The sequence below is a fragment of the Filomicrobium insigne genome, from assembly GCF_900104305.1.
GTDB classification, from domain to species: Bacteria; Pseudomonadota; Alphaproteobacteria; order Rhizobiales; family Hyphomicrobiaceae; genus Filomicrobium; species Filomicrobium insigne.
Window position 1 is genome coordinate 886305 of record NZ_FNJC01000001.1, and the last position, 15096, is coordinate 901400.

10 protein-coding genes are annotated in these 15096 nt (G+C 58.2%); 8 read left to right on the forward strand and 2 right to left on the reverse strand.

The features are described from left to right. Window positions 1-49: 49 nt before the first annotated feature. Both BLS30_RS04070 and BLS30_RS04075 read left to right on the forward strand, forming a co-directional pair. A complete protein-coding gene (locus BLS30_RS04070) occupies window positions 50-793 on the forward strand; it encodes a type 1 glutamine amidotransferase (protein WP_090226760.1) in 744 nt (247 codons plus the stop codon). A 166-nt stretch (window positions 794-959) separates the two neighbouring features. Continuing rightward, entirely contained in the window at window positions 960-1982 is a 1023-nt protein-coding gene (locus BLS30_RS04075; protein WP_090227391.1) for a D-alanyl-D-alanine carboxypeptidase family protein, read from the forward strand. Between the two features lie 42 nt (window positions 1983-2024). Here the strand turns inward: BLS30_RS04075 and BLS30_RS04080 are convergent, their stop codons facing one another. After that, window positions 2025-2360: a hypothetical protein gene (locus BLS30_RS04080; RefSeq protein WP_090226763.1), complete on the reverse strand. Its 336-nt coding sequence runs from the start codon at window positions 2358-2360 to the stop codon at window positions 2025-2027. 279 nt (window positions 2361-2639) lie between these two features. Here BLS30_RS04080 and BLS30_RS04085 point away from each other — a divergent pair, with 279 nt between their 5' ends. Continuing rightward, window positions 2640-2891: a hypothetical protein gene (locus BLS30_RS04085; RefSeq protein ID WP_046477402.1), complete on the forward strand. Its 252-nt coding sequence runs from the start codon at window positions 2640-2642 to the stop codon at window positions 2889-2891. A gap of 15 nt (window positions 2892-2906) precedes the next feature. Beyond that, complete coding sequence (locus tag BLS30_RS04090) at window positions 2907-4352, forward strand: lipopolysaccharide biosynthesis protein (RefSeq protein WP_090226766.1); 1446 nt, start codon at window positions 2907-2909, stop codon at window positions 4350-4352. 170 nt (window positions 4353-4522) lie between these two features. Here BLS30_RS04090 and BLS30_RS04095 read toward each other — a convergent pair whose 3' ends face one another. Continuing rightward, window positions 4523-5182 (reverse strand): CAP domain-containing protein, encoded by a 660-nt coding sequence (locus BLS30_RS04095; protein WP_046477401.1) that lies wholly within the window; start codon window positions 5180-5182, stop codon window positions 4523-4525. A 553-nt stretch (window positions 5183-5735) separates the two neighbouring features. Here BLS30_RS04095 and BLS30_RS04100 point away from each other — a divergent pair. The 4 genes from BLS30_RS04100 to BLS30_RS04115 all read left to right on the forward strand — a co-directional run bounded on the left by BLS30_RS04100 (window position 5736) and on the right by BLS30_RS04115 (window position 15061). Continuing rightward, window positions 5736-6866, forward strand: coding sequence for a hypothetical protein (locus BLS30_RS04100; RefSeq protein ID WP_090226767.1), 1131 nt, complete (start codon window positions 5736-5738; stop codon window positions 6864-6866). Between the two features lie 38 nt (window positions 6867-6904). After that, window positions 6905-10300, forward strand: a complete 3396-nt coding sequence (locus BLS30_RS04105) for a helicase HerA-like domain-containing protein (RefSeq protein ID WP_090226770.1) — start codon at window positions 6905-6907, stop codon at window positions 10298-10300. 872 nt (window positions 10301-11172) lie between these two features. Continuing rightward, a complete protein-coding gene (locus BLS30_RS04110; RefSeq protein ID WP_197540925.1) occupies window positions 11173-12405 on the forward strand; it encodes a molybdopterin molybdotransferase MoeA in 1233 nt (410 codons plus the stop codon). Between the two features lie 154 nt (window positions 12406-12559). After that, a complete protein-coding gene (locus BLS30_RS04115) occupies window positions 12560-15061 on the forward strand; it encodes a transglycosylase domain-containing protein (RefSeq protein ID WP_090226772.1) in 2502 nt (833 codons plus the stop codon). The last annotated feature ends 35 nt before the right edge of the window (window positions 15062-15096 follow it).

Here is a 15096-nt window from a genome sequence, read left to right on the forward strand (position 1 = left end):
TTTGGTTGGAGCCAATGTTGCGGCGATGGAGACGAGTAAGTGAGGGAAAATGCGTATCTTGGTGTTTCAACATCTCGCTGTGGAGCACACGGGAGTCCTCGGTGACTTCTGGCGTCAAGCCGGACACGAGGAGCATGTCGTTGAACTCGGCGAAGGAGAAACGATCCCGGCGCTTGAAGACTTCGATCTCTTGACCGTCATGGGCGGCCCGATGGATGTCTGGCAGGAAGACGCCCATCCCTGGCTCGTTCCTGAGAAGGCTGCAATCCGCCGTTGGGTCCGTGATATGGGGCGCCCTTACCTCGGCATCTGTCTTGGTCATCAGCTTCTCGCCGATGCACTTGGCGGTGAGGTCTCGTTGATGAAAGCATCCGAAGTCGGTCTTGCCCCAGTCGCCCTTACCGAGGCGGGGCGTGCCGATCCTGCTCTGGCTGGCGTTCCGCCTGAGCTTGAAACCTTCCAATGGCACAGCGCAGAGGTCTCGAAGTTGCCGGCGGGGTGCGAAGTCCTTGCCGCCAATGCAGCATGCCCGACGCAAGCGATCCGATGCGGCAAATGGGCTTACGGCTTTCAGTACCACATGGAAATAACCGGCAGCACCGTCAGCGACTGGGAACAAATTCCGGAATATAAAGCTAGTCTTAATGAGGCTCTCGGACCTGAGAAGGCCGCCCGCCTCTCGACTGACGTTGAAGCGCAACTTCGGGGCTTTCACCGGACGGCGCGGCTGTTGAGCGATAATCTCTTGTCGTTAATCGCCTCAGCTCGGCCAACAGCGTCAGAAAAAGCCTGAGTTTTGGGGCCGCACGGAAGGTTTGCGTCCGTTTTGAAGTGCGGCTTCATGTCCACAAGGGTAAAAGTGTTCGCCGCGCACGCATTGCCCGGCCTTTGGAACCTGTGTTACTTCCGATTTTATGGGAACACTCTTGCGACGTCTGGCAAGCTCTGGGATTTCGATTATGCGCTATCTCATCGCGGCATTGGTGCCGTTCGTCAGTGCAGCGCTGATGAACGAGACGGCGACGGCCGGCCCTGCTCTGCTGTTTGAAGCCAGCACCGGCAAAATTCTCTATTCCGAGAGCATGGATAACCAGTGGCATCCGGCATCACTGACGAAGATTATGACGGCCTATCTCGTCTTCGAGGATCTCAAGGCTGGTAAAATCAAGCTCGACACTAAGATCACCTGTACCGAGCGCGCTTATCAGGAGCCTCCCAGCAAGGTTGGTCTTCCCGTTGGCGCTGAACTAACGATCGACACTGCGCTTAAATCTCTCATCGTCAAATCCGCCAATGACGTTGCGGTGATGCTCGCTGAAGAGCTCGGGCCTACGTACGATCAATTCATCAATCGCATGAACACCACGGCCAAGCGGCTCGGCATGACGCGGACGCATTTCAACAATCCGAATGGACTGCCTGATGATGCGCAGGTCACCACGGCGCGGGACTTAGCTAAGCTCTCGCGCGCCATTGTCACAGAGTTCCCGGAATATTCGGCTTATTGGTCGATGTCGGCCTTTCAGCTCGGCAAGCAACGGCTCGGGTCGCACAACGGGCTGCTCAACACCTTTGAAGGCGCGGATGGCTTGAAGACCGGCTTCATCTGCGACTCCGGCTTCAATGTCGTGGCGAGTGCGACGCGTGACGGGCGCAAATTAATGGCCGTTGTTCTAGGTGAGCCTTCTGGAAAGGACCGCACGATCCGCGCGGCCAGTCTCCTGGAGCACGGCTTTCGCCACTACGGCTGGAAAGAACTTTTCAACACCACAAGCATCGACAATATGCCTATCGCCGCAGACGCGGAGGGGGTGCACAGCGTGCGTCACACCGTGACGGCCTGGACGTGTGGCAACCGTGCGCAGGCGAAGAAGCTTCGGGCTGCGAAGGTCAAAGTCAAGCAGGCCAGGGCGGCACAGAGGGCTAAACCCGTGCAGGCCTCCGTTCCTCCTCCCGCAAAAGCTGCATCCGTCGCCAATTGAGAAGAACTTACTGGTTGCCGAGACAGAGACGGGATTTGCTCTTCAGACAATAAGATCCAACGGGCCTTCCTCATAGGGACAACCGGGCGCCGGGAACTCCCATGGCTGGTCGGAGCGGCCTGCCTCACTGCCACCGTTGGGGCCGGCTAAGCCGCTGTCAGCATCGGGGCTGACTTTTGTGGATGGAGCAGGGTCATCTTTCTTTGCGGACGGCGGCACGTCGACCGATTGAACCGTAACGATCTGTGTTATCGCCTTTGCATCCGCCGCTAGAGCGGGACTTGCCGCAATACTGATCTGCACGGCTGCAACCACCGCACAAATGACGTGCCCTGCTCTTACTCTGTTCAAGACACTGGCCACGCTTTCGCCCTCCATACGGCGCCTCCTCACGAGGGTACGCCCGGCTCTACATGTCAAGTTGTAAAGCTCACTGCATGCGCCGTCCAACGCTGTCTGCGCAGCAAAGCAATCCAATCGTAATCTTAGCACGCTAAACAGGTGAACGCGCATTCGTTAGGCGGCGGGCACTTCTTTGAATCATCACATCAAAATATGTCATCGCGCGTACTACGCTCAATTCACGGTACGCCGCGATCCTTTGGCTCCGAACTTGCTTTTTCGTTGCTCAGAACAGCAAACAGAAAGAAGCACAGGATGGAGACCAACTGGAAATCAGGCGAAGCTGCCGACGAGTCCGCATGCGAACATGAATGCATGGCGGCCACTCTTGAAGCCCAGCACGGCATCTATGCCGCTGAAGTCGCAGACTTTTTCTCCAGCCTCCACCATCGGCAAGGAAATGCCGTTCGGGCTTGGGCATGGGCTGGAGTCGCCAACCTTGTCCGGCGTCGGGCGAGGGAACGTACGGGGCAGGATATCCAAACAACGGCCCTGCTCGCGTCCTAATTCGAGACACCTTGTATGACTTCACGTGACACACAGTCAGCGGCACTCGCCTCTGACGGCAAGCTTGTTGGCACGGCCAATACGATCTCGCACAGGCATCCGGTCGCCGCTATCGTGGCGCGTGGTAAATCATTCGTTGCGAGCGTTGCCTCTGGTACGGATGAGCGTGCGCGTTCTCAACGCAACGCTGTGACCGCTTTTGCGATCCGTGTCATCAGCGCGGGCCTGCTTTATATCACACAGATCCTGCTCGCCCGCTGGATGGGCGGGTACGAGTACGGCATCTACGTGTTCGTGTGGACGTGGGTTCTCGTGCTTGGCGGACTATCGCCGCTCGGACTCAATATGGTCGTCATACGAATGGTGCCTGAATATCGCGAGACCGGTGATTTGGCGCGACTACGCGGCCTCACGCACGGCTGCAGTCTTTTCGTACTCACGGTCGGAAGTACCGTGGCCCTCGTGGGTATCGCCGGGCTCTGGCTCTTACAGGATTTCGTCGCCAGCTACTATTTGCTTCCTGGCTATCTGGCCCTGATCTGCGTGCCTCTTTACGCGCTCGGCGATCTTCAGGATGGGCTTGGCCGTGGCCGCGGCTGGATGAGTTCAGCGTTGGTCCCGCCCTACATCATCCGCCCGCTGATGCTGCTCATCGCAATGGTCGTAGCGCATGATATCGGGCTTGAGATGTCTGCCGCGACCGCGGCAGGTGCTGCCATTCTCGCGACCTGGTTTTCCGCAATCCTTCAAACCGTGCTGATCGGGCGGCGCGTTGCCGCTGAGATCCCGGCCGACCATTCTGCTCCCAGAGCGTATGACTTCCGGCGCTGGCTAAAGACCTCCGCGCCTCTTTTTGTGATCGCAGCCTGCGAGTTGATGCTTCAGAACGCTGACGTACTTATCGTCTCGACGTATCTGAGCCCGACGGAGGTTGGAATTTATTTTGCCGCCGCCAAGACCATGAGCTTGATCATGTTCGTTCACTACGCGGTGGGCAGCGCGGTCGCGAACCAGTTTTCAGCCCTTAATGCACGCGGTGATCGATCCGCGCTTGTTGCTTGCGCCCGCGATGCCGTGCATTGGACCTTCTGGCCTTCACTTGCCGCTGCTGGCGTCATCCTGGCGCTTGGACACCCGCTCTTGTGGCTGTTCGGGCCGCAGTTCACGAGCGGTTTTCCTGTGATGCTTATCCTCGTCGTCGGCTTTCTCTTCCGCTCGGCCCTGGGACCAGCGGAGTTTCTTCTCAATATGCTGGGGGAGCAGACGCGTTGTGCGGCTGCGATGGTGGTGACCGCAGCGTTCAGTGTCGGGCTCAATCTGATCCTGGTGCCACGCTATGGATTGATAGGCGCGGCCATCGGAACGTCTACCTCGCTCGTCCTTCTGTCTGTGTTGCAATACATGATCGTCCGCAAACGGCTTGGATTGGATATTGCCATCTGGCGTCTGGGGACGCGTTAGCGGAATTGGCCGGACGCCGAGCGCACACGACGCGGCTACGACTTGGGAAACAAAGCCAATCCCCAATCCGCAACTTGGGAAAGTTGCCGTTTTCTCAAAGGTGGAGTTTGGCTTTTGTGTTGGGCAGACCGACCCACAGGGCGCCAGATGCGCGCCCTATCCGACCGAAATCACATGGACGCGCCGATGACCAACGTCCAGAAGGACTTGAATTCCGTGCGCGGATCTTGAACGAGGGCCACGCCTGCGTGGCGCGCATCGGCCAGCAGAAGATTCTTATTGTGGCCTGCGCTTTCCTTCCAGCCGCGTAGAACTTCGTCAAACGTCGACTGGCCCGTGCCGACATTCTCGGCCGCCAAGCTCGCCTTGTACCCTGCCCGCTTAACGCGATCCCAGGGGTTCGAACCGTCGGAACCAAAGTGCGAAATGCGGTCCCACTTCGCGAGATCGCGCGCATGAGCCTTAGCAGCTGCTGTTAATTGTGCGTTGAGCTTCAGCGGCTTTAGGCCTTTGTCAGCGCGATACTGATTGATAAGCGCCAGCGCTTTTGCTGGATCCAGGCTCGTGTGGGAATAATCCCGGTCAGCAAGAGCGCCTTTCGGTGCCGTTTCATAGGAACCAGGCGGCATGCGGTCATCGTGTGCGGCGACCTGCGTGCCCGGCGCGGGACGGCCCGTCGCTGATTTGCCGCCAAGGCCTAAGGACGGCGACATGGGTGTGAGGGAGGAAGTGTCGCCGGTATCGGCGAAACTCGTAGACACGGCGCTAGGGCCGATGCCGCAGCTAGCGGTCAGCACGCTCACAAGAACCAGTACTGCTACTCGAACCATCTATCTAACTCCCGCATTGGTACGCGCGGTGACACCCGCCAACCATTGCAGCTAGCTGTTAACGCCGCGTTAACGCTAATAATTTCAAATAGAAGGGAATCTAATTCAGGTTCTATGCAACGTTTACTGTCGTTACCCGCACCGTTACCGGCTCCACCTTGGCGAGCAGCTCAATACACGTGCGATCAAATCCCCTCTCGGCAGCGTATTTACCCGTAACAAGTTGTCGCGAATTGGGCGAAGAGCGGGCAAAAGGCCGACGAAGCTAAGCACTGAACCCGTGATAACTCGCGTTAACTTCCTGGGTACCGAGCATAAAATAGGATCAACCTATTTCGGTGCCGTACCCCAGCCATCTGGCCCTACAGGAAAGATGCACAGCTCAACAATAAACAGGGCATGCAACCCAGGGGGGTTGGAACAGCCGCGTCAATCGACGACAATGCAGGCGAATCGTCCGGTGATTCGCGCGTCCGGCCCGATCCGATTGCGCCTGAACTGCCCTCGAAGCAGTCGCGAAAAAAGCTTGAGGAGTCGACGGGGATCCACGCGAATGACAGCTGCCAGCAGCACATTTCGCAATAGCGACAAGAACGCACCGGCGGTGCCGTTCAAGCGCGCACTCATGCTCGTGCGGATTGCCTGCAGCGGTGGCGCAACCCGCGCGGAAATTATGCGCGACCTCGGGCCAATCTTCACACACAAGCTTTCTCCTGGCGAATGGCGGCAACTCGTTACAGACGCCAATGCTGAACTCCTCGCGCAAGGTCTTGCCGTGCAGTCGCGCGGGCGAATGACGGTAAGCTCGATCGGTCGCGAAGCCGCAGACACCTTCCTCGGGCGCAAAGGATCGACATCGGGCTCGTGGCAGGACGTTCGCGACGGGCGGCTGGTCGCCAAAGCGCTTGGGCTCAATGACCTCGGTCCCAAGCGCATCAAGGAGTTGCAGCGACCAGATGGCCTTCGTGCCTTGATTATCCAGAAGGCTTTCGGTTTGCCGCTCAATGGCTCTCAAACCGTAAGCAAACTGCGTGCTCAGTTGGCGGTCGTGGCGCTGGAACGCGCTTTCGGAAACAAGATCAAGACAGGGCTCGGCGCAGGCTCTGGTTTTTCGGCGCAAGCGGGGCGCATGCTCGCCGGTCAACTTTCGATACGTCCCCGCGACTTCGGCTCTGATGCCAAGCTCGTCGCGGCGCTGGCGGCAGAGGCCGTTGACGCGCGCCAAACCGACTTAGAATCACTGCGCGGCGCGATTTTACGCCGTCTCGCGCAGTCTGCCCTGAGCGAACGCGTAGACACCGACGTGCCCGCGCCGGTATTGCGACAGGCGGCAAATGATGCCGGATTGCCTGGCGCGGCGATGCCCGCAAACAGGCGCCCTGATCCGGCAAGCTTTGCGCGCCACGTTCAGATCGCAGCGCAGGGATGTGCAGAAGGCTGGTCGGGGAACCGTAAGGCCCTCATCATGCGGGTTTGGAACGCAATAGCCGCACAACATCCCGAGTGGGGGCTATCTGAAATCGAGTTTAAATGCATGCTTGGGGAAGCCCATCGGGCGGGGCACCTTGCTCTCGCCAGCGCGGACCTTAAAGACAAGCGCAATGCCGACGAGCTCAATGCCTCTGCCGTAACCTACAAAAATACGGTCTGGCATCTTGTCCGCGTCGAAGACGTGGACTCGTGACAGCGACGCAAATTGGCCATTCAAGGAATCATTGTTTGATGCAGCAGCGGGCGCAAGAAGCTATCGCACCGGACCGGATGGCCGAGGCTTTCGAGCATTCGATCACCTGGGAAGACGATATCTGGCGGGCTGACCCAGTCGATGTCGAACAGGTGCACGCGAAAGCGCGCAAAAAGTTCGCCGACGTCATCGAGGCTGTCACGAAGGACGGCACCACGCAGGCGCGTATCCTTTTGTTTCACGGACAATCTGGCGCCGGTAAAACGCACTTGATCCGCGCGCTACGTACGAGCGCACACCGGCAACAGAAGGCGTACTTCGGCTACGCCCAGATGACGCCGGACGTGAGCAACTACGCCGACTACTTTCTGCGCCGGCTGATTCATTCACTGGAAAAGTCCTATAACCCGGATGAAAGTAGCGATAGCGGACTGACACGCCTGACGGATCGCTTGCTGGCGACATGTACGTCGTTGGCCCAAACCGACCTCACAGCGCTGCGCGAAAAAGATCTGGACAGCGCGGACCTTGCACGGCTCGTCCTGAAACTTTCTGACGAAATCGTTGCTTCACCGGAGTTCAGTGCGGAAGAGCCGGACGTCAATATCGTTCGCGCATTGCTTTATTTGCAGCGACGTGACCCGCGCATCGATCAGCGCGTTCGCCAATATCTCTACGGCCGACAATTGACGCCCCTCGCTCACGAAGCGGTCGCGGCCCTTGACCCGAACGAGGGAGAGGGGCGCGCCTTCGAGATTATCGCGGCGCTCGGTCAGCTTATGAAGATCGTCGACGATGCGGCGCTCGTCTTCTGCATCGATCAGGTCGAAGATTTGATCAACTTCCCGGATCCGGAAGTGCGCTTCCAAAAGGCGATCGGCGATCTCATGCAGATCACGAACCGGGTCGGCAGCGCCATCATCATCATTTCATGTCTCGATGATTTCTATGACCGCGTGCGTGAGCCGTTGGCGCAATCCTTTAGGGATCGTATCGAGAAGTCTGGCCCTGTCGCGCTTTATGAAAGCCGCTCGGCGGAAGAAGCGCGACTCATCATCGCCAAGCGGCTCGAGCATCAAGCCGAAACCCAGGGGGGTGGCCTTTCGTTTCCAGATGCGAGCGCATTTTTTGGCCCCTCTTTCTTCGAGGAGTTCGCCGGGCTTTCGACGCGGCGTTTGTTAGAGCATGCACAGAATCGGTTGAGCGCTCAGACAAATGACGGGGACTCCGCGGAAGAAGTGGAGGAGCGTGAAACCACAAGCTTCATCTCCACCCTTGCGGAAGCTCTCGGCTTTGGCTCCGGACCGGCCGAGCGCGCACCTCACCCATTTTCGAAGATCGACTATCGCGAGATCTGGGAGCGCTTCCAAAGCCAATCCGAAGCCGAGATCCCGTCCGACGATGGCGAGATGATGGATGCGATGGTCGCGGCGCTTCAATTGGCACGCGAAGAGTGGGGTGGCGCAATCACGCTTAATGTCGAGCGTGTCGAAGTGGCTGACGATCTCCCGGCCATTGATCTTTCGCTGCGGCATGCGTCAGGATTGGAATCTGAAACTCGGGTCTTCTTGTGCAACCGGCCGACGCAAGGTGGCGGCCTGAAGCGACAGCTCGACAAGGTGCTTGGCGCGATGCACGCGAAGACATGCTTCATGCTGCGCGCCTCGGACTTCCCTCCGAACAAGAAGAACCAAACTGCCCAGGCGTTCCGCAAATTCCGGGATGCGGGCGGCCGGTCGATTCTGGTTCCCATCCCCGAATGGGAGCGCATGATCATGGTCCGCGAGTTTTATGCGCACCATCGCGCAGATCCTGGCTTCACGAAATGGTTTGAAAACGCGAAGCTCCTGTCAAATCTGATCGCAATCATTCAGCTTTTGCGTCTCGACCTTCTCGGTCGCCCGTTGCCAGCTACGACTGGCGGCGTGAAGGCGCGCACCAAGCCTAACCTGCGCGCGGTGACGTCAAATGAGCCCGCACTCATCGATGGCTATGAGAGTGTTACCGAGCCTGAGGCTCTTGCGCTCGCCGGTGGCAGCGAAGCACCTTGGGGGCCGGCCGAGAGCCTCGACGCGCCGCCAGTCCCGGCCAATGATGACGATCTGCCGATGTCGCAGATTCTCGACGAAAACGGCTTTGAGACAGGAAGTATCTATTCAGGCCGCGAACTTACGGCACAAGGCAGGCCGATTACACTTAATCTCAATGTGATGAAGCGCCACTCGGCGGTGCTCGGCGGTTCGGGCTCCGGTAAAACGACTCTCGCGCTCACGCTGATCGAGCAGCTTCTGCTACGCGGCATCCCCGCTGTATTGATCGACCGGAAGGGTGACCTCTGTTCTTATGCGAACCCAGATGTCTGGCGCTCTTTGGTTGATGAATGCACAGAACGACAATCGGACCGTGAAAAGCTTGCGGATGCGATTGACGTCGCGGTTTACACACCGGGGCGTGCGTCTGGCCGGCCGATCTCGATCACGCTTCTCCCCAACGGGATCAGCGAACTTCCCGAACATGAGCAACAGTTGCTCGCGAACCTATCGTCCGCGGCACTTGGCGAGATGCTGCACCTGAAGAACTCGGCAACTCACCAGAAGCAGTCCGGGACGCTTTCGGTTGCACTTAAAATTCTCGGCAGCCGGTCCGCGAAAGAAGTGACGCTAAGCGATCTCATTTCGCTGCTCGAAGAAGAAGATCCAGAATTAACGGACCTGACGCAGCGTATGGATCCGTCCGGCAAGATCCGCCGCGATCTCGTAGCTCAGCTCGATAGCCTCCGCCATCGCAACTCCTCGCTGTTTGACGGAGGCGGCGAGCCGATGAGTATGGAGTCCTTCCTTGGTCTGGGTGCGTTCGCGCGGCCTAACCGCACGCGCCTGTCGATCATCTATACTGGCTTCCTGGGCGACAACGAGAACATCCTGTTCTGGGTTTCGCAGTTTTTGTCGGAAGCGCTACGTTTTTGCCAGCGCAACCCGAACGACGAACTGCAGGCTGTCGTGATGTTCGACGAAGCCGACCTGTATATCCCTGCCAACGCAAAGCCGGCGACCGCCGAGCCACTGCAGAGCCTTTTGAAACGCGCCCGTTCGGCCGGTCTCGGCTTGATGCTCGCAACTCAGTCACCGGGCGACCTTGACTACAAGAGCCGCGATCAGATCACGAGTTGGTTCATCGGTCGCGTTCGCGAAGATACGGCCCTTCGCAAACTCAAAGCCGCTTTCCAGAGCGAAAGTGGGCTTGATCCCGCTGCCGTTCTTCCTGGTCAAACGGTGGGCGAATTCCACCTCGTTCAGGAAGGGCTTGTACGCCCGATGAAGGCTCAACGATCGCTTATCACCGCCGAACAGGTCCCCTTCGACCGCATCGAACAGCTGTCGCGGGAAACGAAGGGGTTGGACGAGGGGCAGCTGCGTCTATTCGACGTGAAGTAAACCCTTCACAGATCGCATCATGATGGGGGGCGATGCAGCCTCCCGCATGTTCTTGCTAATGCTCATCACGGAGAAAAATCTGTGTTTCGGGCTTTCGCAAGCGCGAAGGCAACGATGTAAATTTGCAACAAAATTGCCAAACTGGTGAAAATTTCGGCTGAGTTGCCTCGTTTTCCCACAGCCTCAAAGATAGTCCATGGCGCGTCAGTTGTTGCGCCGCAGCACTAGACCAAGCCCATGATTTGCAAGTAGATTAGGATCTGCTGTTTTCGGTGACACTTTAAGCCGTGACGCTTTTTTCCCCAAGTTGTGCAGTTGCACAGCTCGATGTGTCGCATGGGCAAGAAAGTTCGTGTCAAGATAAAGCTTCCGCGATAACATGATTATGCGGTGTGCAAAGTAATGCGTAGGGCAGATGAGGGGTCGGACTGTCCGCTGCAAGCTTTGGCTAGCGCGTTTTGTAAGCGGGGTTTGTTATGATGGCTGCCAAATCTTTTTTTGTTGTGGTGCTTGTCACCTTAGCTGGACCAGCGATCGGGATCGGACTGTTCGTCCTGTTAAACACTTTGTAACGGGGTTAGCCTCGGACGCAAGTGGCAATCTTATCGCCTGTCGATATGTCATGCGAATGAAGGTCTGATCTGACGCCATAGCGGTGCGTTAGATCTTGCCCACGACGTGGGGGCGTGTACGATGACTGTATGGTATGACCATCTGGTTCATCGTGTTGGCGCTGCGCTTGAATTCAAGTCGTGGCAATCTGGAACGTAGCTGCGCCAACCTTCTTCAACCCTCTTGAAACACACGCGAGCGTGACACCCCTCATGTCACAACGGCCTATCGACGACTGCTTCCGCCCCCTTGAACCTCGAATGAAGCACGACAAAGCCATTGCGCTTCTCAAAGAGCGCATTGTGCCCGTCGTAGACACCGAGGAAGTTAATCTCACGACTGCTGGCGGACGCGTTCTTGCGAGGAATGCCGTCGCGAGTTTCGAAATACCCGCGCACACGAATGCAGCCGTTGATGGCTATGCTTTCGCGTTTTCCGATTACGACGCGGAGAAAGGCGTCGATCTGCCCGTGGTAGGTCGAGCCGCCGCAGGACGTCCGTTTGAGGACACAGTGAAATCCGGTACCGCGGTGCGCATTTTGACCGGTGCTGTGCTTCCCGGCGGCGTCGACACAATTGCGATGCAGGAAGATGTCTTACGCACCGAAGCTGATGTCATACGGGTTCGAATCCCCGGCGGTCTCAAAGCAGGAGCGAATGTTCGCCGCGCTGGCGAAGATGTAAAGACCAGCGAGACGCTGTTCGAGGCCGGCCACATTTTGAGACCGCAAGATTTGGCCGCACTCGCCTCAGCCGGCATTGCGGCGCCTCTCTGCTTTAAGCGCCTTCGCCTCGGGATTGTTTCCACGGGTGACGAGGTTATTGCTGTCGGGAGCCGTGCGCTCGACCATGGCGAAGTTTATGATGCCAATTCGCCGATGTTGTCTGAACTCACGCGTCTCGCGGGTACAGAGACCGAATACCTTGGTATCTGGCCGGACAAGCCCGAAGAGGTCGAACAGCGGCTGAAAGCAGCAGCCGAACGTTTCGACGTCATCCTCACGACCGGTGGCGCCAGCCGCGGGGAGGAAGATCATATATCCCGCGTACTTGAGCGTTTGGGCACACGACATTTCTGGCAGCTCGACGTCAAGCCTGGCCGTCCCATGATGTTCGGCCAGATTGGAAACACGGTTGTCGTCGGGCTCCCGGGCAATCCCGTCGCCGTTTTCGTGTGCTTCCTGATGTACGTGTTTCCTTTGTTGCGGAAACTGAGCGGTGCTCAATGGTTCGAGCCTCACCGTATACGTCTTCCCGCTGACTTCGAGGTTGCCAAACGCAAAATCGGACGCCGCGAATTCTGGCGGGGCATGATGGTGCCATCCGACACTGGCCTTCGCGCAGGTAAATTCAAGCGCGACGGATCTGGGCTCATCTCGGGATTGCGGGCGGCCGACGGCATCATCGAAGTTGCAGAGGACGTGCCACACGTTCAGCCCGGCGACATGGTTCAGTTTATTCCTTTTTCCGAGTACGGCATTCCCTCCCGGTGATTGCGTTTCGCGTTTCAGCGCGCCCGAGTAAGGCCTCAACCTCATTCTCTCAAACGCTCAGACGTCGTGCGGTCGCCACAAAGAGCGCCTAAACGCGCAATGAGACGTGCGGCGTTTTCATTTCGCCACGCGCCCGTTGGCGAGCCATTTTTCAATGATCACTATCGCGAAATTGCTGATGCTGCTTCTCGAGCTGGCGGTAGCGCTGCCGGTGAGGATGGTGCGTTTCGCAACGGACTGGATCTTCTTCAATCCACGGATTGGTCCGTTGCGTTATGTGGCATGGGCCGCGTTTGCGTATCTCTTTTTCGCGCTCACCCTTGTTTACATCATCGCGCCGATCCGCGGCTATGCGGGCCAAGCGTATCTGTCCGAAAGGCTGCGCTACGATGCCGAACGTTGGCTCGCGACTGCGATCTACGATGCGGAAGGCAATTTTGTTGGCACGTTTGATCCCCGCCTCGACAGCCGACAAGACGTGAACTGGACGGGCCAAGCCATCGAGGTCGGGCACTACGTCGCCAATCCGGATCACAAATCTATACCGGTCCGCGATGTACCAGAGAACTACTGGAAGTGCCTCACCTATCACGAGGATCGCTACATCGGTACGCCGCTCAATCCTTTCGGCATCGACCTTCTGGGTGTGCTCAAGATCCCCTATTCGACGATCCGACGCTCCATCGCGCTCAAGCGCCTTAGCCTCGGCGTAGGCGGTTCGACGTTGCCGATGCAGCTGGCCCGCGTGATCTACAAAACCCCACCGCATCTGAAGGAAAGCACCGGTGAGAAGATCCGGCGAAAGCTCGCGGAATGGTGGCTGGCGCCCGTCATCTACTTCGAACTGACGCGGGATGGCGATGAAACCGCGCTGAAACAATGGGCTGCCAATCATCTTTGGCTGGCCCAGCGCACCGGTGGCCAGTCCCTCCACGGTGTCGAGGTTGCAAGCCAGATCGTTTTCGGGAAGGAAGCGAAAGATCTTTCGGTTGCTGAACAGTTCATTTTGGCTTCGGCAGTCAACAAGCCGATCATCCTGCTGGAAGGCAGCGAACGACTGAACGCCGTGCGGCTTGATCGCTGGCGCTATATCGCGGAAGTCCGCGCCCGCACCTGCGCAGAAGCCTTGATAGACGACCCGGCCGAGCAGGCGCGCGTCGTTTTCGATCTCGTTGGCCTCGCGGGTGGGCCGCCCGATCCGCAGGTCAAACCTAAGCTGGAGGCGGCACTAGAACTCAACGCGCCCGACCGTGCCGCGCGGGCGCGGGCAAACCCCGTTATTCGCGCCAATACGCTGATGCCATCAGCGCGGTTCGGTATTCGCGAAGAGATGAAACAGATCTATGGCTTCGACTGGCGTAACCACGTACGAGGGGTGACGACCACGTTTGATGCAGCTGAAAATCTGGCGTTTCACGGTAAAATCGAACAGACGCTCATGCGGCTAAACCACAAGTGGGGCAACCGGCTCAACCCCGGTTACACGTTGGACCCGCAAAAGACCGGACCCGATCTCAAGATCCCTGACGTTACCGTTGTCGCCGCGGATGCTGCCGGGAATATCGTGCGGTACTACGAGAGTGGGGAAACAGCAGCCTATTTCGGATCACCGTTTGCGCGCGATACGGAAAACGGGTCTTACGTCGCCAGCCGCGAAGGCCGCATGCTGGCCTCCACCGGCAAGGTTCTGGCCGCAATTGCAATCGCAAACGAAGGCAAGGATGGGGCGGATTCGTTGTACCTCGATACGAACGCTCCGGCTCGTGGCCTAGAAACCTGCAGTCATCATGGAAACCTGAGACGTGGCCGGCAGGCGCGCGTCGTATTTGCCTGTTCTCTCAACGAGCCGCTTATGATCCGCACGGCGCAGATTGGGCAGGCGCGGGTTAAAAAACTCATCGACGCGTTCGGTTTCAACATGCCGCCTACTGATGTGAGCGGGGCGGGGACACCTCCATCAACCGCAGTTGTCCTAGGGCAGATTGCGGGGTCGCCACGGCGCGTGCATCAGATGTCCGGCGTCGTCCTGGCTTCGCTCTTAGGCCGAGACCGTGCTGGAGTTCGGCCCCCGTCTCTCATTAGAGATTACGACTACACCAACATCGCAGAGGACCAGTCGGAAACGAGCCGCCCTAAAGGCATTATCGTCCCCCGCGACGTGATCGCGCGTGACGCCCGACCCCTTCTCAAATCGCTCCTCGAAGCACCGCTTTGCTATGAATCCAATAGGACGTCCCATGGAACGCTCAAGAGCCTTAATGCATGGTGCGCTTCCCGCCGCAACGGCCTGCGTTTGCATTTTGCGAAGACCGGCACGCAGGTCTCGGAAGACCCCAACGCGACGGTTGATGGCTGGGTAACGGGCGGATTGCAGTTCGACAATGGCGCTGCGTACTCCTACGTCGTACTCGTTGGAACTGGGACTGCCTCCGAGCCGTGGGCACGGTCGCTTCATTCCTCCCAGATCGCTGCTCCATTGGTCGCGACATTACTTGGTGACCTGGAAGCACACGCGCGCCAACATCCACAATCGCATTTGCTCCCGGCATCAAATCGGACGCTCGACAGAAGGCCGGTCACAGAGCCGAAACTGTCAAGCCACGCTCCGCAACCGATGAGCGAAGCCGAACGTCAGCGCGTGTTCAATCTGAACTAACGTGCAAGCCGCACTCGGCACTTGGCGTTCACGTT